The following is a 22684-nucleotide window of genomic DNA, read 5'->3' on the forward strand; positions in this document are numbered from 1 at the left end:
GCCCACTACCCCGCGTCGGTCTTCCCGCGCCGGTCCGACCGCAGGCTGGAATACAGGACATGCGTCCGCCAACGCCCGTTGATCTGCAGGTATGATTGCGCCACACCCTCGTATTTGAAGCCCGAGCTTTCCAGCAATCCACGTGAGGGTTTGTTCTCGGGCAGGCATGCGGCCTCGATCCGGCTCAGGTCCAGACGGGTAAAGGCGTGGTGCACCACGGCCCCAATCGCCTCGTGCATATAGCCGTTGCGGGCAAAGGCTTCGCCGGTCCAATACCCAAGCGTTCCAGCCTGTGCCGGGCCGCGGCGGACGTTGTCCAATGTAATCGCCCCCACCAGCACGTCGTCCGAGCGGCGGAACAGGAACAGAGGGATCGCCGTGCCGCTAGAAACCGAGCGTTGTGCCCAATAGACCCGATTGGTGAAGGATTTCCGGCTCAGATGATCCTTGGCCCAGACCGGCTCCCACGGGGTCAGGAATTCCCTAGATGCGCGCCGCAGCGCCGCCCAGTCGTTGAAGTCGGAATGCACGGGCGGGCGCAAGCTCAGGCGCTCGGTTTCGAGTTTCAGCTTGCGTCTGCCCAGAAGCATCACGCCGCACGCCTCTCCTGCAGTTCCGCCAAGCTGGGTGCGCCTGACACCGGACCATAAAGCGCCAGCGCCGCCGGCGCCTTGACGGCCATGTCTTCGGCAAAGGCACGCACGTCTTCGGTGCTGACCGCATTAATCTTGGCGACCGTATCCTCAAGCGAGGGCACCCGGCCCCAGATCTGCACGAGCCGCGCCAGACGTTCCGCACGGTTCGACGGGCTTTCAAGCCCCATCAGCATCCCGGCCTTCATCTGCGCGCGCGCACGGGCGACCTCTTCGGGGCTCATGTCATCGGCGGCGCGTTTCATTTCGTCAATGGTGATGCTGGCCAGTTCCGCGACCTGTTCGGCCGAGGTCCCGGCATAGATCGTGGTTGTTCCGGTATCGGCATAGGCGCCGGTCTGGGCAAAGATCGTGTAACACAGCCCGCGCGTTTCCCGCACTTCCTGAAACAGGCGCGAGGACATGCCGCCGCCCAAAGCAGTCGAATAAATCTGCGCGGTGTAGATCGCATCGTCGCGGTATCCGGGGCTTTCCAGTGCGAGCGCGAAATGCGCCTGTTCCAGCTCTTTCTCCTGCCGCGCTTCACCGCCTGTAAATCGAGCCGTTTCGGGGATCAAGCCCTTGCGCGGTTGCAGGTGGCCAAACATCTCTTCGGCCATTTTCATCAACGCGTCATGATCCACGGCCCCAGCCGCAGACAGGATCATCTGCTCGGGGCCGTAATGCTCGGCCACGAATCCCGACAGGTCCTCTCGCGAGAAGGAACTCACCCGCTCGGTGGGACCAAGAATGGTGCGGCCCAGAGGCTGATCGTGATAGCTCTGCTCCTGCAGCCAATCAAAGATCACATCGTCCGGCGTGTCATAAGCCTGACCGATCTCTTGTAGGATCACGCCGCGCTCGACTTCGATCTCGCGCGGATCAAAGATCGGGTTCAGTACGATGTCACCAATCACATCCATCGCCAGCGCCACGTCATCTTTCAAAACGCGCGCGTAGTAGGCCGTCACCTCGCGCGAGGTGTAGGCGTTGATATACCCGCCCACATCCTCGATCGCTTCGGCAATTTGCAGCGCAGAACGCCGCTCGGTTCCCTTGAAGGCCATATGCTCAAGGAAATGCGCGATACCGTTCTGCTCGATCCGTTCATGCCGCCCGCCGGCGGTCACCCAGATGCCGATGGCCGCAGATTGCAGCCCCGGCATATGTTCACTGACGATACGAAACCCGTTCTTCAGTTGGTCTTGTCTGACTGTCACTCAGCGATGTGCCTTCTGATATGATCCTCGAGGGCACCCAGATCGTTGGCAATGCGGGTCACCCGTTCCGGACGTTCATACAGATCAGACATGCGGGATGGAAGAGGCGGATGTTCGCCGCTGGCCTTCTCGACCGCTGCCGGGAATTTCGCGGGATGTGCGGTGGCCAGAGTGATCATCGGAACGTCCGTCGCGCGATGCTCTTCGGCGACCTTGATGCCAACGGCCGTGTGAGGGCAGACCAGTTCGGCGCTGTGGTCCTGCGTGTGCTTGATCGTCGCCAGCGTTTCGTCTTCGGACACACGGCCCGAGTCGAAACTCTCGCGCAGCGCTTCCATTGTGCCCTGGCTGACGTTGAAGCCACCATTCTTCAGTTCATCCATCAACTGAGAAACGGCGCTGCCATCCTCACCATAGGCGTAGTACAGTGCACGTTCAAAATTCGAGCTGACCTGAATATCCATCGACGGGCTGATCGAGGGGATAGTGTCGCCCTTGAAATACCCCTCGCCCGACAGGCAGCGATGCAGGATGTCGTTCTGGTTGGTTGCCACGACCAGACGGTCGATCGGCAGGCCCATACGCTTGGCCAGAAAACCCGCGAAGATGTCGCCGAAGTTACCGGTGGGCACAGTGAAGCTGACCTTGCGATGCGGCGCGCCAAGGCTGACCGCCGCCGAGAAGTAGTACACGATCTGCGCCAGAACGCGGGCAAAGTTGATCGAGTTCACGCCTGCCAGTTTAACTCCATCGCGGAAGTCGAAATCGTTGAACATATCCTTCAGCGCGGCCTGGCAATCGTCGAAATCGCCATCCACGGCCAGCGCATGCACGTTGCTGTCCGCAGGCGTCGTCATCTGACGGCGCTGAACTTCGGACACGCGGCCATGCGGGAACAGGATGAACACATCCACCGCGTCCAGCCCCCGGAACGCCTCAATGGCCGCTGAGCCCGTATCACCACTGGTCGCGCCGACGATAGTCACCCGGTCGCCGCGCCGTTTCAGAGCCACCTGGAACAGCTGGCCGATCAACTGCATCGCGAAGTCCTTGAAGGCCAGCGTCGGCCCATGGAACAGTTCCAGCAGGAAGTGGTTTTCGTTCAGTTGCTTCAGCGGCGCACGCGCATCATGGCCGAACGCTTCATAGGCCCGGGCGATGATGGCCTTGAACTCCTCCTCGGCGAACGAGCCGCTGACATAGGGCCACATCACCCGAAACGCGATTTCCTCATAGGGCAGACCGGCAAGCGCTGCGATTTCATCCTGCGACATCACCGGAATCTCTGCAGGCAGGTACAGGCCGCCGTCGCGGGCCAATCCGGTCAGCATCGCCTCTTCAAAGGTCAGTTCGGGCGCTTGGCCACGGGTCGAGATGTATTTCATTGCTCTTCACTTTCAGAAGGGGCGCGGTTGCGCCACAGGAAATAACCGGTCATCGCGGCCCAGACCAGAGCCAGACCAAACCATGTGATTGCATATTGCAGATGATCGTTGGGAATGCCCGCCGTATCCACCGGCAGAGGTGTGATGTTCGGGTCAGTTTCCGAGCGCGCGATCAGCAGCACCGGCTCGGCCCCCAGAGCCGCCGCCAGATTGGGGACGTCGCGGGCAAACCAGATGTTGTCGTCGATATCCGCCTCGGGCGTGTAGCTGTCGATCTCGTCCGGCCAGTGCAGATTCCCGGTGACTTCCATCGGGCCGGTCAGGCGATCAACCTGCTTGGCGGTCGTCGGCACAAAACCCCGGTCTACAAGAATGGTCCGATCTTCGGTACTAAAGGACTGAATGATCCGATACCCTGCCCCGACCTGTTTGACCGAAACCAGAACGTGGATTTCCCCCGGCTCCATGTCTCCGACCACCGTAACGGGAAGAAATTTGTCGTCTTCTTCGGAAACGGCCTTGGGCAGACCAATCGGATCAGCCGCAATACGCGCTTCGATCTCGGCCAGAACACCCTGCTTCCACGCCAGCCGCTGCACCTGCCAGACACCCAGCCAGATCAGCACGCCTAAACCGGCGAGTCCGAAGATCAGCAGGAACAGAATACGGCGCATGTCGGGGCTAAACCTTGTTACAGAAACCGGCGTCTTGTTAAGGGGGGCGCAGGTCGAATTGCAACCACGCAATTGTATCGGGCGCAATCTTGCGCCCTTATCGAGAAAAAGCCGCCCCTAGGGGCGGCTTTTGCAATTAAACAGCCTGATCGGCGTTACATCAAAGGCGCCTGACCCCAGATGTAGACGGCGAAGAACAGGAACAGCCAGACAACGTCCACGAAGTGCCAGTACCAGGCCGCTGCTTCAAAGCCGACATGTTTCTCGGGGGTAAAGTCACCCCGTAGCGCCCGGATCAGGCACACAGACAGGAAGATCGTCCCGATGATCACGTGGGCACCGTGGAACCCGGTTGCCATAAAGAAGTTCGAATAGAACTGGTCGCCACCGAATTCCCAGCCTTCGTGAGCCAGCAGCTCGTAGTATTCGAATGCCTGCAAGAAGGTAAATGCGATACCCAGAACGATACCAATGGCCAGACCCTGCACCAGCGCCTTGCGGTCATTGTTGTGAACCAGAGCGTGGTGTGCCCAAGTGATCGCACAACCCGACAGCAGCAGAACCAAAGTGTTGATCAGCGGCAGGTGGAACGGATCAACCGCGTGGATATCGGGCTGAATATACTCGGTGCCAGCATAGTCGTACATCGGGTACATGCGATGTTTGAAGAACGACCAGAACCAAGCGAAGAAGAACATCACCTCGGACATCACGAACAGGATAAAGCCATAGCGCAGGCCGATGCGCACAACTGGCGTATGATCCCCGGCGCGGCTTTCGGTCACCACTTCGGACCACCAGGCAAACATGGTGTACAGAACCGCAACCAGCCCCATCCAGAACATGAACGAGGTGATGCCGTGCATCCACAGGACAGCTCCGAACAGCATCACGAAGCCGCCAAGCGCGCCGATTAGAGGCCAGATCGACGGGGCCAGAATGTGATAATCATGGTTTTTTGCGTGTGCCATCAGCGTCCCTCACCTACAGGCGTTAGTTCGTGTTTGTATCTGCCTGCGCTTCAAGGGCAGCATAGCCCTCTGGCAGGTCAATTTCGTAGAATGTATACGACAGAGTGATCGTATGAACATACTTTGCTTCTAGATCGTCGACCATTTCAGGATCGACAAAGAAACTTACCGGCATTTGAACCCGTTCGCCGGGTTGCAGCACCTGCTCTTCAAAGCAGAAGCAGGCTATTTTCTGAAAATACCCACCGGCTGAATAGGGCGCGACGTTGTAGGACGCCTGCCCAGCAATCGGGCGGTCAGTCGGGTTATAGGCCTCATAGAAGGCCAGCCCGGTTTCACCGATGCGCACGTCCATTTCGCGCTCGACCGGCTTGAACTCCCAAGCCATACCTTTGGCTTTCGAGGCATCGAACCGGACGGTCACGATGCGGTCCAGAATTTCCTCGGGCGCGGTCGCAGCCACGCCGGTGGTGCCACCAAAACCGGTGACACGGCAAAACCAGTCGTAGAACGGCACCGCGGCCCAGGCCAGGCTGCCCATCAGGACAACCACACCCACCGTCTGCGCCACCGTTTTCTGCGGACCGGTCAATGCCATCAGTTCTGCGCCTCCTGCGCCGGAACACCCATGCTGGTGCCCGAAACCTTGACGATGGTCAGGCCGAAGATGATCACGATAAAGGCCGCCAATGTCAGGCCAACTCCCAGATTACGGCTAAAGCGGCGTTCGTGCAGCTCGTGGCTTTTGCGCAGGCTCATGACCAACCTCCCAAGCCATAGGGTTTCAGCAGCGCTTCGGCCAGAATCGCACCGAAGTGCAGGAAAAGGTAGAGCAGCGACAACTTGAAGAAAGAGCGCTCGACCTTGAAATTATCTGCCTCTGCATCGTCCTCGGTCCGGCGCGAGATCTGCCACGCGCCGCGCAGAAACAGCGCGTTCATCACCACCGCAACGGTCAGATAAATCGGGCCACCAATGCCCGAGAACGCGGTGCCAACCGCCAGCGCCGCCAGCAGCGCTGTATAGATCAGGATATGCCACCGGGTTGCGCGGCGACCATGGGTCACGGTCAGCATCGGCACGCCCGCATCGTCGTAATCCGAGCGCATGAACAGCGCCAACGCCCAGAAATGCGGCGGAGTCCACATGAAAGTCAGGGCGAACATCAGCCACGGCTCAAGCGTCATCGACCCGGTGGCCGCCACCCAGCCGATCACCGGCGGGAAAGCCCCTGCTGCGCCGCCGATTACGATGTTCTGGGGCGTCGAGCGCTTCAGCCACATCGTGTAGACAACGACGTAAAAGAAAATGGTGAACGCCAGAAACGCACCCGCAAACCAATTCGTCGCCAGCCCCAGCATGATGACCGACAAGCCCGACAGAGCCAGGCCAAGCGCCAGCGCCTCGCCCTCTTGCACCTTGCCGGATGGGATTGGGCGGCCCTTGGTGCGTTTCATCACTTTGTCGATATCCGCATCCCACCACATGTTCAGCGCGCCAGACGCGCCGCCGCCAATGGCGATGAACAGGATGGCACAGAAGCCTACAAACGGATGCACCGGAACTGGTGCGGCCAGCAGACCGACCAGAGCCGTAAACACGACCAGAGACATCACGCGGGGCTTCAGCAGGGCGAAATAGTCGCCAAAGCTGGCCTCGTCCGCGTGCGCCGTGGCGGTCACTGTGCTGGCGTTGATGCTTGCGTCGCTCATTTCCGGTCCTTCTGGAGGCGAAAGCTGCGCGGTCACCGCGCAGCCTGCGTGTGTTCACCTAGGCCTATACGGGCTTAGTTCGAGGCAACCTGAAAGGAAGCAGGCTGACCCGCATACTCTTCCAGAGCGCCCTGCAGCCATTGTTCATACGCCTCTTCGCTGACCACTTTGACGGTGATCGGCATATAGGCGTGGTCCTTGCCGCACAGTTCCGAACACTGGCCGAAATACACGCCTTCTTTGTCCGCACGGAACCACAATTCGGCCAGACGTCCCGGCACACCGTCCTGCTTTACGCCGAAGGATGGGATCGTCCAGGAGTGGATCACGTCGGACGCGGTGACCTGCATAACGACGATCTTGCCAACCGGGACAACAACCGCGGTATCGGTGGCCAACAGCCATTCATCATCGCTGTAACCTGCATCAGCCAGTTTGGCGCGCATCGCGTCATCCAGAACAAACGGCGTTACGTCGGCATCAGCAGGGCGGGCACCTTCGTCCAGCGTCGCCGGATGGCCCAGCAGATAGCTGTCGAATGCAAAATCGTGATCGACATATTCGTAGGTCCAGTACCACTGGTTGCCCACAACCTTGATCACGACGTCGCCCTCAGGGATCTCCTGCTGCTTGAACAGCACCGGCAGAGAGAACGCACCGATAAAGACCAGAATCAGGATCGGCCCCAAGGTCCAGGCAATCTCAACCGGGGTATAGTGCGAGAAACGCGCCGGCGTTGGGTTCACACGCTGGTTGTAACGCACGATGCAGTAAACCAGCAGAGCAGCAACGAACACGCAGATCACGGTGATAATCACCAGAATCATGCTGTCCAGCCGTTGAATACCGTCGGCAAGGCTGGTGGCCGCGGGCTGGAAACCCATGCCGCCGTCAACCGGTTTGCCAATAATCTCAAGCTCCTGAGCCATGGCGGGAAGGCTGGAGAGGGCTGTCACAAGCCCCGAAAGCATCAAAGCATTCTTCATTTTCTGTCCTGATCGTTTGATCTTTGCGTCCCTGGCGAAAAGGTGTGAATCGGTCGCACCTCTCCCGTTGTCTTTGGCAAAGTTAAAAACCATATTCCGGATGTTAGATAAAGCAAAATGCTTGCGTCAAACAGACGCTATTTTTGATCTGGATCAAACCCGAAAGGTCCCAAGTGATGCCCAACGACCCGTTTCGCCCTTTTGAAAGCGCTCTTCCACAGGACGAAGCACTTGCGGTTCTGCAATCTGCCACTACCGGGGCCGAGGACGGAGAACTATTCGTCGAACGCCGTAAATCCGAGTCTCTGATCTTTGATGACGGGCGTTTGAAGACGGCGTCCTTTGATGCGTCCGAAGGGTTCGGCCTGCGAGCGGTGCAGGGAGAGGTGGCAGGTTATGCCCATTCCACCGACGTTTCGATTCCCGCGCTGAAACGCGCGGCGGAAACCGCGCGGCTGGCCGTGGGTGACGGCGGCGGCACGCTGGCCGAGGCACCGCGTGCCACCAACACACGGCTTTATACGGATGAAGACCCGATCGAATCCGCCAGTTTTCCGGTGAAGATCGAAACTCTGCGTGAGATCGACGCCTTCGCCCGCGATTTGGACCCCCGCGTCGTGCAGGTCAGCGCCTCACTCATGGCATCCGTGCAGGAGGTCGAGATTTTGCGCCCCGATGGCGTTCTTGTCCGCGATGTGCGGCCTATGACCCGTCTGAATGTTTCCGTGATTGTGGAACAGAACGGCCGCCGCGAAAGCGGCTCGGCGGGCGGAGGCGGTCGAGTTGGTCTGGACGGGCTGATTGACCCGTCGGATTGGCAGGACAAAGCCCGCGAGGCACTGCGTATCGCGCTGGTCAATCTGGACGCCGTCCCTGCCCCGGCCGGAGTGATGGAGGTTGCCCTTGGCCCCGGCTGGCCCGGTATCCTGCTGCACGAAGCCATCGGACACGGGCTTGAAGGCGATTTCAACCGCAAGGGCAGTTCGGCCTTTGCTGGGCTGATGGGTCAGCAGATCGCGTCCAAAGGCGTGACCGTCGTGGATGACGGCACAATCGCGGACCGGCGCGGCTCGATCACGGTGGATGACGAAGGCACACCCAGTTCGCGGACCGTGTTGATCGAGGATGGCGTCCTGACCGGTTACATGCAGGACCGTCAGAACGCCCGCCTGATGGGGGTTGCGCCCACCGGCAACGGGCGGCGGCAGAGCTATGCGCACAAACCGATGCCGCGCATGACAAATACCGTGATGTTAGGCGGGGACGCTGATCCTGCGTCTTTGGTTGCAGATATTAAAGACGGCATCTGGGCCGTTGGTTTTGGCGGCGGTCAGGTCGATATCACCAACGGCAAATTCGTGTTCTCCTGCACCGAGGCTTATCGCGTCGAAAACGGCAAGATCGGCGGTCCGGTCAAAGGCGCGACGCTGATCGGCGACGGTCCGTCGGCGCTGAACCGTATTCGCGGGCTGGGCAACGATATGGCGCTTGATCCAGGCATGGGGACGTGCGGCAAGGACGGTCAATGGGTGCCGGTGGGCGTGGGTCAGCCCACAGTTCTGATGGACGGCCTGACGGTCGGCGGATCAGTGGCCTGAGAGAGAATCGGTCCCCGACACGGTTAACGTCGCGCTTTCGGTAATTCCGTTTTCCTGCGTCCGTTTGGCAATCACCCCAAGCGGGCGCATTTATTTTATGATTTGAAATCAAATACTTGAATTATTTCACAACTCAAGTCACGAAAATTATCCGAATAATTTGAAGGGATTCACAAGCTGTTAACCCCTGCAGCCGTAAACCAGTTTTGCAATCAGGCGGAGCAACGGATGACCGAAGAGCAGCTTTCTTCCTATCACCCCACACTCCCACCCACCACGGAAGAGGATCGGTTTTCCTGGCTTCGTCTGTTGCGCTCGCGCAAGGTCGGCCCGGCGACATTTCGTCGGCTGTTGCGGGAGCATGGCTCGGCGCAGAATGCGCTGGCCGCGCTGCCTGAAATGGCACGCGCTGCCGGAATTGAAGGGTATGAAGTTTGCCCGCCCGGCGTGATTGAGGCGGAACTCAAGGCCGCAAAAGCCGCCAACGCGCGACTTTTGTGCCTTGGGTCCGCTGATTTTCCTGATGCTTTGAATGATCTGTCCGACGCCCCTCCGATGCTGTGGGCGATTGGCGACGTGTCCTTGCTGCACAAACCCTGCATTGCGATGGTCGGCGCACGAAACTGTTCGTCGCTGGGTGCGCGGATGGCCCGTGGACTAGCTACCGATCTGGGAAAACAGGGATATGTCGTTGTGTCCGGGTTGGCGCGTGGCATCGACACTTCGGCACATATGGCGGCACTGGATACGGGCACCGTGGCGGTCATGGCTGGCGGTGTAGACGTGATCTATCCGGCTGAGAATACCGATCTGGCCAGAGACATCACCCAATCAGGACTGCGCGTGTCCGAGCAACCGATGGGCGTGACCCCGCAGGCCCGGCACTTTCCGCGCCGCAACCGGATCATTTCGGGTCTGGCGCGGGCTGTTGTGGTTGTCGAGGCGGCTGCCAAATCCGGCAGCCTGATCACCGCACGCGATGCCTTGGATCAAGGGCGCGAGGTTCTGGCCGTGCCCGGCCATCCCTTTGATGCCCGCGCCGCCGGGTGCAACCTGCTGATCCGTGACGGGGCCACCCTGGTGCGGTCTGCAGAAGACGTGGTCGAAGCACTGCCGCAGCAGCAGGCAGACTTGTTCGAAGCTCCAACGCCCGTAGCGCAAGCAGAACCAGCCCCAACGGGTGCAGCGCTTCACAGTGAGATTCTGGCTCGGCTAGGACCGTCGCCAATTGCCGAAGACCAGTTGATCCGCGACATCGCTGCTACTGCGGGCGAGATCGGCCCGGCTCTGGTCGATCTGGAGTTAGACGGGCGCATTCAGCGCCAACCCGGCGGGTTGTTGTCCCTGACCGCCTGATACGGCGGGGGCACGCTGAAATTTCCACGTCTACAACGCTGAAATCACCGTTAAATTCCGGTTTTTGAAGGAACGCATTGACAATTCGCTCTTGCCCTACACATTTTGCACGATCATAGAAGGCGTCCAATTCGTCGAGCGAGGTTTTCCCTTAAATGCCTGTAGTTGTTGTAGAATCCCCGGCAAAAGCCAAGACAATCAATAAGTATCTTGGCCCCGACTACACGGTTTTGGCGTCTTATGGCCATGTAAGAGACCTGCCCCCCAAGGACGGATCCGTCGACCCCGAGCATGAATTTGCGATGAAATGGGAGGTTGGCAATGACAGCCGCAAACATGTCAAAGCCATCGCCGACGCGCTGAAAGAAGACAACGCCCTGATCCTCGCCACCGACCCCGATCGCGAAGGTGAGGCGATCAGCTGGCACCTGCAGGAGGCGCTGACCAAGCGCCGCTCGATCAAAAAGGACACACCGGTCAGCCGCGTGACCTTTAACGCGATAACCAAGGACGCCGTGACCGAGGCGATGCAGAACCCGCGTGAGGTCGATATGCCCTTGGTCGAGGCCTACCTGGCGCGGCGTGCGCTGGACTATCTGGTGGGGTTCAACCTGTCTCCGGTTCTGTGGCGCAAACTGCCCGGTGCGAAATCGGCAGGTCGGGTGCAGTCGGTCTGTCTGCGTCTTATCGTCGAACGCGAGATGGAGATTGAGGCATTCAATCCGGTCGAATACTGGTCGGTACGTGCGCTGTTCGAAACGCCGCGCGGCCAGACGTATGAGGCGCGTCTAGTCACGCTGGCCGGTAAGAAACTGGACAAACACGATCTGGCCAACGCCACACAGGCCGAGCTGGCCGTGCAGGCCATCACCAGCCGCGCGCTGAACGTCACCTCGGTCGAGGCCAAGCCCGCCGCCCGCAACCCCAGCGCGCCGTTCATGACCTCTACCCTGCAGCAAGAGGCCAGCCGCAAATTCGGTATGGGCGCGCGTCACGCGATGCAGGTGGCGCAGCGTCTCTATGAGGCGGGTTACATTACCTATATGCGGACCGACGGTATCGACATGGCGCCCGAGGCCGTGGCCGCCACTCGCGATGCGATCGCGGATCGTTATGGCGACGAATACGTGCCGGACAGCCCCCGGATGTACAAGAACAAGGCCAAGAACGCGCAGGAAGCGCACGAGTGTATCCGCCCCACAGATATGGCGCGCGACGCCAAGGCGCTGAAAGTCACGGACGAGGATCAGCGCAAGCTGTATGACCTGATCTGGAAACGCACCATCGCCTGTCAGATGGCGGCAGCCCGGCTGGAGCGGACAACGGTTGAAATCGGCAGCGCGGATGGTCAGGTCGGTTTGCGTGCCACCGGTCAGGTGGTTCTGTTCGACGGATTCATGCGCGTCTATGAAGAGGGCCGCGACGACGTCTCTGATGACGACGAAAAGCGTCTGCCGCAGATCATGCAAGGCGATCCCGCGCCGTTTGCCAAAACATCGCTGAAGGATCAATTCGAAAAGGCGGAGGACAAAGCCGCCATTCTGTCCGACAACGAAGCCGTGCTGGCGCTGCAACACCACACCCAGCCGCCACCTCGCTATACCGAGGCAACTCTGGTCAAGCGGATGGAAGAACTGGGGATCGGGCGCCCTTCGACATATGCCTCGGTCGTGACCACGATTCAGGACCGGGAATATGTGCGCAAGGACAAGAACCGGCTGATCCCCGAAGAAAAGGGCCGGATCGTCACTATCTTCCTGCTAAATTTCTTCCGGCAATATGTGGGTTATGAGTTTACCGCAAATCTGGAAGAACAGTTGGACGACGTCAGCGCCGGAGACCGCGACTACAAGGACTTGCTGGGCAAGTTCTGGCGCGATTTCTCGGCGGCCATCGGCGAAACGTCTGAGTTGCGTATTTCCGAGGTGTTGGACAAGCTGGACGAAGTACTGGCGCCACAGCTCTATCCCCCGCGTGAAGATGGCTCCGACCCGCGTATCTGCCCGAAATGCGGAACGGGCCAGCTGCATCTGAAAACCTCACGTACCGGTGGGTTCGTAGGCTGTGGTAACTATCCTGAATGCACCTATACCCGCCCCATTGCCGGTGAAGGCGCCGAGGGCGACGAACGTTTGCTGGGCGAAGACGCGGGTGATGAGATCTGGTTGAAATCCGGCCGGTTCGGACCATACGTTCAGCGCGGCGAGCCCACACCGGAAAACAAGAAACCCCCACGTGCCTCCCTGCCCCGCGGGTGGAGCAAGGATGACATGGATATGGACAAGGCGCTGACCCTGCTGTCCCTGCCCCGTCAGATCGGTGAGCACCCCGAAGGTGGCATGATCAGTTCGAATTTCGGGCGTTTTGGGCCTTACATCATGCATCAGTTGCCGGAAGAGGCCAAACCCGTCTACGTCAATGTCAAAGACCCCAATGACGTGTTTGAGATCGGCATGAACCGCGCGGTTGAGATGCTGGCCGAAAAACGCGCCAATCCGGGGCGCGGGCGGCGGGCAGCCGCGAAGCCGTTGAAAGAACTTGGCGAACATCCCGATGGCGGGGCGATGCAGGTTCTGGACGGACGGTATGGACCATATGTAAAATGGGAAAAGGTCAACGCGACGATTCCCAAGGACATCAAGCCCGAGGACGTCACGCAGGAAATGGCTATCGAATTGGTCAATGAGCGCGCGGCCAAAAAAGGCACCAAGAAAAAGGCCGCACCGAAGAAAAAAGCGGCCGCCAAGAAAACCACCAAAAAGGCGGCTAGCTAAGGGATAGGTAGAAATACCACCAGCCCCTTGGATTCGTTGACTTCCCCGTGACGTGGCGGCAAAACCTGCCCATCACCATGTCATTGGGGGAGTTTTCCATGAAGAAAATCTATGCCAATGCCACCGAAGCGCTTGATGGAGTGCTGACGGATGGCATGCTGATTGCTGCCGGCGGTTTTGGCCTGTGCGGCATTCCTGAACTGCTGCTGGAGGCAATCAAGGACTCGGGCGCGCAGGACCTGACCTTTGCCTCGAACAACGCCGGCGTCGATGATTTCGGCATCGGCATCCTGCTGCAGACCAAGCAGGTCAAGAAAATGATCAGCTCGTATGTCGGCGAAAACGCGGAATTCATGCGCCAGTACCTGGCCGGAGAGCTTGAGCTGGAATTCAATCCGCAAGGTACTCTGGCCGAGCGTATGCGCGCCGGTGGCGCCGGTATCCCCGGTTTCTACACCAAGACCGGTGTGGGCACCGTGATCGCCGAAGGCAAAGAGCACAAGGACTTCAACGGCGAAACCTACATCATGGAAGAAGGTATCTTTGCCGATCTTTCGATTGTCAAAGCCTGGAAAGCCGATGACACCGGCAACCTGATCTTCCGCAAGACAGCGCGGAACTTCAACGTCCCCGCCGCGACCTGCGGCAAGATCTGCATCGCTGAGGTCGAAGAGATCGTCCCGCGCGGCTCGCTGGATCCGGACTGCATCCACCTGCCCGGCATTTATGTGCACCGTCTGATTCAGGGCGATCACGAAAAACGCATCGAACAGCGTACCACCCGTAAGAAGGAGGAAGCATAATGCCCTGGGACCGCAATCAAATGGCCGCTCGCGCAGCTCAAGAGCTGGAAGACGGCATGTATGTGAACCTCGGCATCGGCATACCGACGCTGGTGGCGAACTATGTGGGTGACAAGGACATCACCCTGCAATCCGAGAACGGCATGCTGGGCATGGGCCCCTTCCCGTTCGAGGGAGAAGAGGACGCCGACCTGATCAACGCTGGCAAGCAGACGATCACTGAACTGTCGCGCACTTCGTATTTCGACAGTGCCACATCCTTTGCCATGATTCGGGGCGGTAAGATTGCTGCGGCGGTTCTGGGTGCGATGGAAGTGGATGAGGAAGGCGACCTGGCCAACTGGATGATTCCCGGCGTGCTGGTCAAAGGCATGGGCGGTGCGATGGACCTTGTGGCCGGTGTTGGCCGTGTGATCGTTGTGATGGATCACACCAACAAACACGGCAAATCCAAACTGCTGAAGAAATGCACCCTGCCGCTGACCGGTAAAAAGGTGGTGGACCGGATCATCACCAATCTGGGCGTTCTAGACGTAGTCGAAGGCGGATTGAAGATCGTCGAAATCGCCGAAGGCGTGACCGAGGACGAAATCCGCGCTGCGACCGAAGCCAAGATCGTCAACTGATCTTCGCAAACCAACGGAATGGCCCGCCGGAACTGGCGGGCCTTTTTCAGTTCAGTGTTTGGAACACACACCCGTCTGAAATCAACTCGGGTGGAGTTGAACACAAAGCCTTGGCAATCTGGAAGGCTGCCAACACCTTGGGCACATAGTCCCGCGTCTCGGCATAAGGCGGCACGCCACCGTGTTTGCGTACAGCCCCTTCTCCTGCGTTGTATCCAGCCAGCACCATAATCGGGTCATTGCCGAATTCTTCCATCAACCAGCTTAGGTACTTCACACCGCCCGAGATGTTTTGAGAAGGCTGAAAGCTGTCTTTTACACCAAACCGCTTGGCAGTGGCCGGCATCAGCTGCATCAATCCCTGTGCACCTGCTGAACTGACTGCATCCGCGCGACCCGCCGACTCGACAGAGATCACAGCCAGCACCAGAGCGGGCGAAACTTCCGTCCCTACCGTAGACCGAAGGATTTCGATCCCCTGTTGTTGCGCAATACTCTGAAGTGTCTTCAGCCGTGGTGATGCAACATTAGTCGCAGCCAAAGCATTTATGGCGTTCGTCAAACGCCCCGCGCCCGACGCGGAGAGTGCGGGGGATACTTTGTCCCAAAAGGCCTTATAGGACCCAACCGGCTTGCCCTTAGGTCCGGCACCAGGAACGCTAGGGGGTACTACCTTCGTGCGCGAGATAATCTCGGGAACTTCGATTTCTGCCCCGGTGCTCGGCGCGAACGGCGCCGCTGCATGTTCTTCGGGCGATATCTGAACAGTCACCTTTGGACGCACCCCTGGTTTTGGCGCTTTTACTCTCTTGTATACGCCTCTGGGTTCAGTCTCAGCTGCGCCAATTGGCATTGGCGCTGCACCCATCAACGCCAAGATACCGGCGCAGGTTATTGCGTCCCGGAGTTTCATTTTGCCTGCCTCGTGCTTTTTCTTTTTCGTAGTTTGAACCGCGAATCCCTTTGAAAAGCCAGAAAAACACGATGAATTGGGGCGGTTTTGCCTCATTTGCCGTAATTTTGCATCGCCCACATTAGTCGCCGCCCTCAATATACGTTTTTTAAATGTTATTTTTCAATTAGTTATCAAAATCCCTGAGAAAAAGTTAAGCCCTGAAGGAAAAAAACGGTGTTTGGCCCAATTCCTGCCATGCCGGACAGGCAAACATAATGCCATACCGAGACGGACGGGAGCGGACTGAGAGAGAAAGCTCTGTTAGACGCCGAGGTTAAAGTAACTTTTTTGATCCTTTAGGAGGGACGTAACATGATCAAGTTCTTCAAGAACTTCCGCAAAGATGAAGACGGCGCCGTAACTGTTGACTGGGTTGTTCTGACCGCAGCCGTCGTTGCCCTGGCCGCTGTCGCCTACGGCCAGATCTCGACCGGCACCTCAACTGCTGCAGGGAACGTTTCGAGCAAAATGGCCACCGCCACCAAGTAATAACGCGCCGGCTACAAATAACCCGCAAGGTTGAATCAGTTGTAGGGCCTACGCGGGAGCCGAGGAATCTGATAAAGGCCGCGCCTGACAAGTGGGGCGCGGCCTTTTTCTGTTGAAGCATGCCGTACCGGAGAGAAATGATGAGTGAAACCCGCAAAAGTTTCATCCGCGACGAAGACGGTGCTGTCACCGTTGACTGGGTTGTTCTGACCGCTGCCGTCGTTGCCCTTGCTGGAGTCGCAATTACTGCAATTCATGGCGGGACTGGGAATGTCGCAACAACGGCCAGCGATCGTGTCATCTCAGCTACCAAGTAGCTGAATAAGAGCAATCTCGGCTTTGTTGAACATTCGCCACAAATAGCGCAAAAACCAAAAATCAAACCAAGTTTATCCCCCTTTTCGACACAATCTACTTTTATTCAAAAACGATTGTCGTCGTAGATTGTACGCCGAACCAACCAGAACAAAGTAATAAGAGGGGACACGCATGCGTTTGGTTTTTGGACTTGTCCTTATTGTCGGCGTCGCATTGGCCGGAGGCGCAGTATACTTGGCGCGCGATTACATCTCGGAATATCAGGCCCAGCTTGACCGAGAACGCCAGGCAACACAGGACGCGCTGGCAAGCGCCAAAATCGTGCCTTTAGTTGGTGTTATTGTCGCGAACCGCACTATGAAATATGGTGAGCGGCTGTCTGAAGATGATGTCCGAATTGTAAACTGGCCTGAAGATGCAGTCCCGGAGGGCACCTTTTTGGATTTGGCTGCCTTGTTCCCGGAAGATGCCGACGGGGATCGCTTCATCAGAAGAGTGATGGAGAAGGACGAGGCATTGATGGAAGTCAAAGTCACCAACCCCGGTGAGCCGGCTGGCTTGATATCGCGCATCGAAAAAGGCATGCGCGCTTTTGCTATCCGGGTCGATGTCGCGTCCGGCGTGTCGGGTTTTCTGCGTCCCGGCGATAATGTCGACGTCTACTGGACTGGTTCCGTCAGCGCCGATCTCGAAGGTGGTAATCGCCAAATTACGCGCTTGATTCTAACAAATGTCCAGTTGATTGCGGTCGATCAGCTTGCAACGTCGGACGTGTCAGATACAACCATCGCGCGCACAGTGACAGTAGCTGCAACACCGGAACATATCGCAGCTCTGGCTCAGGCGCAGAATACCGGACGCATGTCGTTGGCCCTGGTTGGCGCTCAGGACGACACCGTCGCTGCGGCGGTTGAAGTGGATCAGCAGAAACTTCTTTCAATCGAAAAGGCTGTCGCTCCGGTCAAAGTCGAGAAAAGAGAATGCTTCACTAACATTCGGCGTGGTGGGGAAATTGTCCAAACCCCGATTCCCTGCACAAACTGACGTTAAATCATATGTTTACAACCGCAAGCCGCGCCCTGTGCGCGGCTTGTTCCGTTTTGGATGTTGCGCATTGTCCACATAAGGAAAATTCCGGAAACCCTTGATTATTGCAATAAATTATCAATTCGCGCAGTGTTAACCGGCATAGGGCAATAGACCCGAAAAAACGAAGCGTGATCGGAGAGGCAGGTCACATGACAATACGTTCTTGGATCAGCGCAACCCTGCTTGGGTTAGCGCTTACAGTTGGTCCGGTCGGGCAGACGGCCTGGGCTGAAACTTTACGCGTAGTGAAGAATGGGACAGCGGAAACGCTGGACGTTCCGATGAACCGCGCAATAGTCGTAGAAAGCGAAGAACCCTTCGCCGAGCTTAGCATCGCGAATGCGGGCATCGCAGATATCTCATCGCTTTCGGATCGCACGATTTATGTGTTGGGCAAGGCTCCCGGCCTGACAACGCTGACTCTGTTTGACGGCGCCGGTAATCTGCTGGCGAACGTTCGGGTTCGTGTATCGCCGGATGTTTCCGAATTCAAAGAACGGTTGCGGCAGATTCTGCCAGCTGAACCAATCGAGGTGCGTACCGCCAATGACGGCATTGTGCTTTCGGGTACGGTATCAAGCAGCGCAAAACTGGCACGAGCACTGGAGCTTGCGGAGCGTTATGCGCCCGAGCGTGTCTCGAATCTGATGTCCGTCGGTGGCGTACAGCAGGTGATGTTGAAAGTACGCTTTGCTGAAATGAACCGCTCGATAGCGAAAAGCCTGACGGCCTCGCTTGGTTTCGGTGGGAGTGACGTAACCGGTGGTTTCAACACTCTGAACAACCTGCCTGCGCTGAATAACGCATTGAACAACAACATCCCCGCTGTTCAAACAAATACAGGTGCAATCCTGTTTGGGTTTGGTGCCGGATCAACGCAGGTGCGTCTACTCTTGGAAGCACTGGAGAACAAAGGTCTTGCGCGCAGCCTCGCGGAACCCAACCTGTCCGCACTTTCGGGGCAGGAAGCCGAATTCCTTGCTGGCGGCGAGGTCCCGATTCCTGTTCCATCGGATGACGGCAACATCGCTATCGAATACAGGGCGTTTGGTGTAGAGGTTCTGTTTACTCCACGCGTCGTGGATGGTGACGTGATCAACCTCGAAATGGGCACATCCGTTTCCAGCATCGATCCGAACTCGGATTTCTCGATTGCAGGTACCACCGTTCCTTCCTTCATTACGCGCCGTACCAAAACAACGGTTGAGCTGCGGGACGGTGAGAGCTTTGCAATTGCAGGGCTTATTCAGGACGACTTTGCAGACCTGAGTAATCAGGTGCCTTGGCTTGGCGATGTTCCGGTACTTGGCGCCCTGTTCCGGAGCGCGCAATATCAGCGCCAACAAACCGAACTTGTCGTTATTGTAACCGCGCATCTGGTTTCGCCGACCCGTGGCGAAGCGCTGGCATTGCCAACCGACCGCGTCAAGCCGCCCAGCGAATTCGATCTGTTTATCAATGGTAAGACCGCACGCACCATCCCTGTGGGCTCTGGTGGGGCATCTGAAGTCGCTAAGCAGGACTTTGGTGGCTCGTACGGCTACGTCCTGGAATGATACGGAGGATAGGACCAATGCAAAAGTGGATCATCGCACTGGGTCTTTCGGTCGCTGTCACTGCGTGTACGCGTGAGGCCGGATACGAAGTCGACGCAGGCGCGTTCGGGAATGCAACCCTGAACAACATCCAGGTCATGAATGGAGAATTGACCTACGCTCAAATTCTGGGTCAGCGATTCGCGGCCGAAGTACCGACGCAGATTAACTTTGCCTTTGACAGTGCTCAGTTGGATGCATCGGCCCAACGAATACTGCTGCGACAAGCGGACTGGATCAAACAGTTCCCCGAGGCACGCTTCCGCGTTTATGGACATACCGATGCTGTCGGTTCCGCGTCCTACAACAAAGCGCTGGGTCAAAGACGTGCCAATGCGGCCGTCGCTTTCCTGACGAGACAGGGAATCTCCCGCTCTCGCCTTGAAGCCGTCGTTTCGCTAGGTAAAACGCAGCCGCTTATCGCGACTTCGGAACGGGATCGTCGCAACCGGCGTACCGTGACCGAAGTGTCTGGATTCTTGGGTCGAAACCCGCTTGTTCTGGATGGCAAGTACGCCGAAATCGTCTATCGCGAGTATGTCGAAAGCGCGACGCGCGAAAGCTACATTCAGACCGAAGATACTGCCAGCACCGGCAGTAATGAGTAAATAATCACTGGAAATGGGCGGCATCGTCGCCCGTTTCCCTACAATTGGTTCTTTTGCGCCCAAATCTTGCCTAAGTTCCAAGCCAAATTTTCAACAATTAGGTGACCTGCGGCCAATCTAGGCCGCAATGGGGCAAGGACGAACCAGACAAAGCCTTCAGGCTGACTGAGTTTGCCTGTTTCCGCGACGAGGATTGGTTAATGACGAGCGCATCGCCACAAGACGATAAGAATGCCATTCTGGCCTGTACCATCAGCCGTGATGTCCAAAACTTCGATCTATTGATCGAAGACATGGAGGCCGCACTTGGAGAGCGGTGGGGGGATCTGGGCTTTGCCGAAGCTCTGGCATTTTTTAGCCAACCCGATGCAGACCATCTAGAATTTGTCGCGTTGGCGATTGATGGCGAGGACGAAGACAACCTGTCCTTGATGGGTGAAATCATCGCCCGCGCGAAAGAAAAGAAAATCAAGATCGTTCTGATCGCCGAAGACGTCTCTCCGGCCTCTCTGCATCAACTGCTGCGCAAAGGAGCGGATGAATTCGTGCCCTACCCGCTGCCCGAGGGCGAGTTGCAGGAAGCGATTGCCCGGATGAAACAACCCGACCCGGTTGCAGTTCAGCAGGCGGCCGCACCTCTGGCACAAGGCGAATCAAAGGAAGGTGCCCTGTTCGTCGTACATGGTTTGGCTGGTGGCGTAGGTTCGACCACGCTGGCAGTCAATCTGGCCTGGGAACTGGCCACGGTATCTGACAAAGAAGCGCCTTCTGTCTGCTTGCTGGATCTGGACCTGCAGTTTGGAACGGTATCCACCTATCTAGATTTGCCGCGCCGCGAGACCGTTTTTGAGATGCTGTCGGACACAGCCTCGATGGATGAAGAAGTGTTCTCGCAAGCGCTTCAAAACTATGAAGAAAAACTTCAAGTTCTAACAGCACCGTCAGACATGGTGCCGTTGGACCTGATTACACCGGAAGACATCGAACGTGTGATCGACACGGCCCGCCGCCACTTTGATTATGTTGTCGTGGATATGCCTTCGACACTTGTTCACTGGTCGGAAAACGTCCTTCAGGCTGCACACGTGTATTTCGCACTGATCGAACTGGACATGCGTTCGGCCCAGAACGCTCTGCGTTTGAAACGCGCCTTGCAGGCTGAGGAACTGCCGTTCAACAAGTTACGTTTCGCCCTGAATCGCGCCCCGAAGTTTACCGACCTGAACGGCAAGAGCCGCGTGAAGCGGATGGGGGAAAGCCTGGGTATCTCCATCGATCTTCAACTGCCTGATGGCGGCAAGCCCGTCATGCAAAGCGGCGATCATGGACAGCCGCTGGCCAGTGCAGCGGCCAAGAACCCTTTGCGTCGGGAAATCGCGAAACTTGCAAAATCGCTTCACAGCCTGGGCAGCAGCGACGCTGAAGCCGCGTAAAACTAATTTGAAGGGGAAGAACCGCCGTGTTTTCAAGATACAAGAAACAGCCCGAAGGGCAGCCGGTTCAATCCCCAGCTGCAGAGCCCAAACCTACTGTCGAGACAGCGCCGAAGGCTACCGCAGTCGCCCGACGCCCTATCCAGAAAAAAGCTGCCGAACCAGCCAGCGCTGATCGTGACCGCAAGCGCAAAGAGCGTCTTGGCGAAATCAAGATCGAACTGCATCGGGAACTGTTGGAGAACCTGAACCTCGCGGCGCTCGAGAACGCCGGTGAGGCAGAACTGCGAGCGGAAATCAGCGCTATTTCCGGTGAAATTCTTGAATCCCGCAACATCGTATTGAATCGCGAAGACCGCACTCAACTGACCAAGGAGTTGTATGACGAGGTAACTGGCCTTGGCCCGCTTGAAACCTTGCTACAGGACGACACAGTCAACGATATTCTGGTCAACGGCCCGCAACAGATCTTTGTGGAACGACACGGCAAGCTGGAAATCAGCGACATCACCTTTAAGGACGAAAAGCACCTGATGCGGATCATCGACAAGATCGTGTCCGCCGTGGGTCGCCGTGTTGACGAATCCAACCCCTATGTTGACGCCCGTCTGGCCGATGGTTCACGTTTCAATGCGATGGTGCCGCCGATTGCGGTGGACGGTTCGCTGGTCTCGATTCGTAAGTTCAAGAAAGACAAACTGGGCATCGACGACCTGGTCAACTTCGGAGCTTTTACTGAAGAGATGGCCGCCTATCTGCAGGCCGCCGTGTCGACTCGGCTGAACATCATCGTGTCGGGCGGTACGGGTTCTGGTAAAACAACAACGCTGAACGCACTCTCCAGCTTCATTGACGACGCCGAACGCATCCTGACAATCGAGGATACCGCGGAACTTCAGCTGCAGCAGACCCATGTGGGCCGGATGGAAAGCCGCCCACCCAACGTCGAAGGCAAAGGTGAGGTCAGCCCACGCGACTGTTTGAAAAACGCCCTGCGGATGCGCCCAGACCGCATCATCGTGGGCGAAACGCGTGGTGCCGAGGTGATCGACATGCTGCAGGCCATGAACACCGGCCACGACGGCTCGATGACCACGATCCACGCCAACTCTGCCCGCGATGGTATCTCGCGTCTGGAAAACATGATCGCGATGGCCGGGATCGAGATGCCGATCAAAGCGGTCCGCAGTCAGATCTCATCAGCTGTTAACCTGATCGTGCAGGCCAGCCGACTACAGGACGGGTCGCGCAGGATGACCTCGATCACCGAGATCACCGGCATGGAAGGTGACGTGATTTCGATGCAGGAAATCTTTAAATTTCAGCGTGTTGGCCTGACGCCGGACAATAAGATCATCGGTCACTTCACCGCCACCGGCGTGCGCAGCCACTTTTCCGAGCGTTTCCGCCTGTGGGGCTTTGACCTGCCCTCTTCGATCTACGAACCAACGAAAATGTAG

General features: G+C 57.7%; 23 protein-coding genes. 12 read left to right on the top strand and 11 right to left on the bottom strand.

Annotation, left to right across the window (positions count from 1 at the left end; all coding sequences use genetic code 11):
- Positions 1-5 precede the first annotated feature (5 nt).
- The 9 genes from GOW98_RS13155 to coxB all read right to left on the bottom strand — a co-directional run bounded on the left by GOW98_RS13155 (position 6) and on the right by coxB (position 7580).
- Positions 6-590 carry a GNAT family N-acetyltransferase gene (locus GOW98_RS13155; protein WP_170332716.1) on the bottom strand — a complete coding sequence of 195 codons (585 nt, stop codon included), beginning with the start codon at positions 588-590 and terminating at the stop codon, positions 6-8.
- Positions 590-1852, bottom strand: coding sequence for a M16 family metallopeptidase (locus GOW98_RS13160; protein WP_170332718.1), 1263 nt, complete (start codon positions 1850-1852; stop codon positions 590-592). The genes GOW98_RS13155 and GOW98_RS13160 overlap by 1 nt, the downstream gene beginning before the upstream one ends.
- A complete protein-coding gene (gene thrC, locus GOW98_RS13165) occupies positions 1849-3237 on the bottom strand; it encodes a threonine synthase (RefSeq protein WP_170332720.1) in 1389 nt (462 codons plus the stop codon). The genes GOW98_RS13160 and thrC overlap by 4 nt, the downstream gene beginning before the upstream one ends.
- Positions 3234-3911: an SURF1 family protein gene (locus GOW98_RS13170; RefSeq protein WP_170332722.1), complete on the bottom strand. Its 678-nt coding sequence runs from the start codon at positions 3909-3911 to the stop codon at positions 3234-3236. The genes thrC and GOW98_RS13170 overlap by 4 nt, the downstream gene beginning before the upstream one ends.
- A 155-nt stretch (positions 3912-4066) precedes the next feature.
- Positions 4067-4882: a cytochrome c oxidase subunit 3 gene (locus GOW98_RS13175; protein ID WP_170332724.1), complete on the bottom strand. Its 816-nt coding sequence runs from the start codon at positions 4880-4882 to the stop codon at positions 4067-4069.
- 22 nt (positions 4883-4904) lie between these two features.
- Positions 4905-5480, bottom strand: coding sequence for a cytochrome c oxidase assembly protein (locus GOW98_RS13180; RefSeq protein WP_170332725.1), 576 nt, complete (start codon positions 5478-5480; stop codon positions 4905-4907).
- Entirely contained in the window at positions 5480-5641 is a 162-nt protein-coding gene (locus GOW98_RS13185; RefSeq protein WP_170332727.1) for a hypothetical protein, read from the bottom strand. Before GOW98_RS13185 ends, GOW98_RS13180 begins: the two co-directional genes overlap by 1 nt.
- The gene (gene cyoE, locus GOW98_RS13190) at positions 5638-6594 is read right to left on the bottom strand and encodes a heme o synthase (RefSeq protein ID WP_170332729.1); all 957 of its coding nucleotides are present in this window, start codon (positions 6592-6594) and stop codon (positions 5638-5640) included. Before cyoE ends, GOW98_RS13185 begins: the two co-directional genes overlap by 4 nt.
- A 74-nt stretch (positions 6595-6668) precedes the next feature.
- Positions 6669-7580, bottom strand: coding sequence for a cytochrome c oxidase subunit II (coxB, locus tag GOW98_RS13195; protein WP_170332731.1), 912 nt, complete (start codon positions 7578-7580; stop codon positions 6669-6671).
- Positions 7581-7756: 176 nt separating this feature from the next.
- Between coxB and tldD the strand changes: the two genes are divergently transcribed.
- The 5 genes from tldD (at position 7757) to GOW98_RS13220 (ending at position 14737) form a co-directional block, all read left to right on the top strand.
- On the top strand, positions 7757-9178 hold the full coding sequence (gene tldD, locus GOW98_RS13200) for a metalloprotease TldD (RefSeq protein ID WP_170332733.1): 1422 nt from the start codon (positions 7757-7759) through the stop codon (positions 9176-9178).
- 228 nt (positions 9179-9406) lie between these two features.
- Positions 9407-10534 carry a DNA-processing protein DprA gene (dprA, locus tag GOW98_RS13205; protein ID WP_170332735.1) on the top strand — a complete coding sequence of 376 codons (1128 nt, stop codon included), beginning with the start codon at positions 9407-9409 and terminating at the stop codon, positions 10532-10534.
- Between the two features lie 155 nt (positions 10535-10689).
- A complete protein-coding gene (topA, locus tag GOW98_RS13210) occupies positions 10690-13308 on the top strand; it encodes a type I DNA topoisomerase (protein ID WP_170332737.1) in 2619 nt (872 codons plus the stop codon).
- A gap of 98 nt (positions 13309-13406) precedes the next feature.
- Complete coding sequence (locus GOW98_RS13215) at positions 13407-14111, top strand: CoA transferase subunit A (RefSeq protein WP_170332738.1); 705 nt, start codon at positions 13407-13409, stop codon at positions 14109-14111.
- Positions 14111-14737, top strand: coding sequence for a CoA transferase subunit B (locus GOW98_RS13220; protein WP_170332740.1), 627 nt, complete (start codon positions 14111-14113; stop codon positions 14735-14737). Before GOW98_RS13215 ends, GOW98_RS13220 begins: the two co-directional genes overlap by 1 nt.
- A gap of 46 nt (positions 14738-14783) precedes the next feature.
- Here the strand turns inward: GOW98_RS13220 and GOW98_RS13225 are convergent, their stop codons facing one another.
- Together GOW98_RS13225 and GOW98_RS25780 are read right to left on the bottom strand one after the other, a co-directional pair.
- Complete coding sequence (locus GOW98_RS13225) at positions 14784-15605, bottom strand: lytic transglycosylase domain-containing protein (RefSeq protein ID WP_254438006.1); 822 nt, start codon at positions 15603-15605, stop codon at positions 14784-14786.
- Positions 15571-15720 (bottom strand): hypothetical protein, encoded by a 150-nt coding sequence (locus GOW98_RS25780; RefSeq protein WP_254438014.1) that lies wholly within the window; start codon positions 15718-15720, stop codon positions 15571-15573. The genes GOW98_RS13225 and GOW98_RS25780 overlap by 35 nt, the downstream gene beginning before the upstream one ends.
- A gap of 284 nt (positions 15721-16004) precedes the next feature.
- Here GOW98_RS25780 and GOW98_RS13230 point away from each other — a divergent pair, with 284 nt between their 5' ends.
- From GOW98_RS13230 to GOW98_RS13260, 7 genes are all read left to right on the top strand, one after another.
- Positions 16005-16181, top strand: coding sequence for a hypothetical protein (locus GOW98_RS13230; RefSeq protein WP_170332744.1), 177 nt, complete (start codon positions 16005-16007; stop codon positions 16179-16181).
- Between the two features lie 140 nt (positions 16182-16321).
- Positions 16322-16498 (top strand): hypothetical protein, encoded by a 177-nt coding sequence (locus GOW98_RS13235; RefSeq protein WP_170332746.1) that lies wholly within the window; start codon positions 16322-16324, stop codon positions 16496-16498.
- 172 nt (positions 16499-16670) lie between these two features.
- Positions 16671-17543, top strand: a complete 873-nt coding sequence (cpaB, locus tag GOW98_RS13240; protein ID WP_170332748.1) for a Flp pilus assembly protein CpaB — start codon at positions 16671-16673, stop codon at positions 17541-17543.
- Between the two features lie 194 nt (positions 17544-17737).
- Positions 17738-19144 (top strand): type II and III secretion system protein family protein, encoded by a 1407-nt coding sequence (locus GOW98_RS13245; protein WP_170332750.1) that lies wholly within the window; start codon positions 17738-17740, stop codon positions 19142-19144.
- A gap of 17 nt (positions 19145-19161) precedes the next feature.
- Positions 19162-19791, top strand: a complete 630-nt coding sequence (locus GOW98_RS13250; protein WP_170332751.1) for an OmpA family protein — start codon at positions 19162-19164, stop codon at positions 19789-19791.
- A 200-nt stretch (positions 19792-19991) separates the two neighbouring features.
- Positions 19992-21224, top strand: coding sequence for an AAA family ATPase (locus GOW98_RS13255; RefSeq protein ID WP_170332753.1), 1233 nt, complete (start codon positions 19992-19994; stop codon positions 21222-21224).
- Positions 21225-21250: 26 nt separating this feature from the next.
- On the top strand, positions 21251-22684 hold the full coding sequence (locus tag GOW98_RS13260) for an ATPase, T2SS/T4P/T4SS family (RefSeq protein ID WP_170332755.1): 1434 nt from the start codon (positions 21251-21253) through the stop codon (positions 22682-22684).

Origin of the sequence: Ruegeria arenilitoris, assembly GCF_013032445.1 — a bacterium.
GTDB classification, from domain to species: domain Bacteria; phylum Pseudomonadota; class Alphaproteobacteria; order Rhodobacterales; family Rhodobacteraceae; genus Ruegeria; species Ruegeria arenilitoris_F.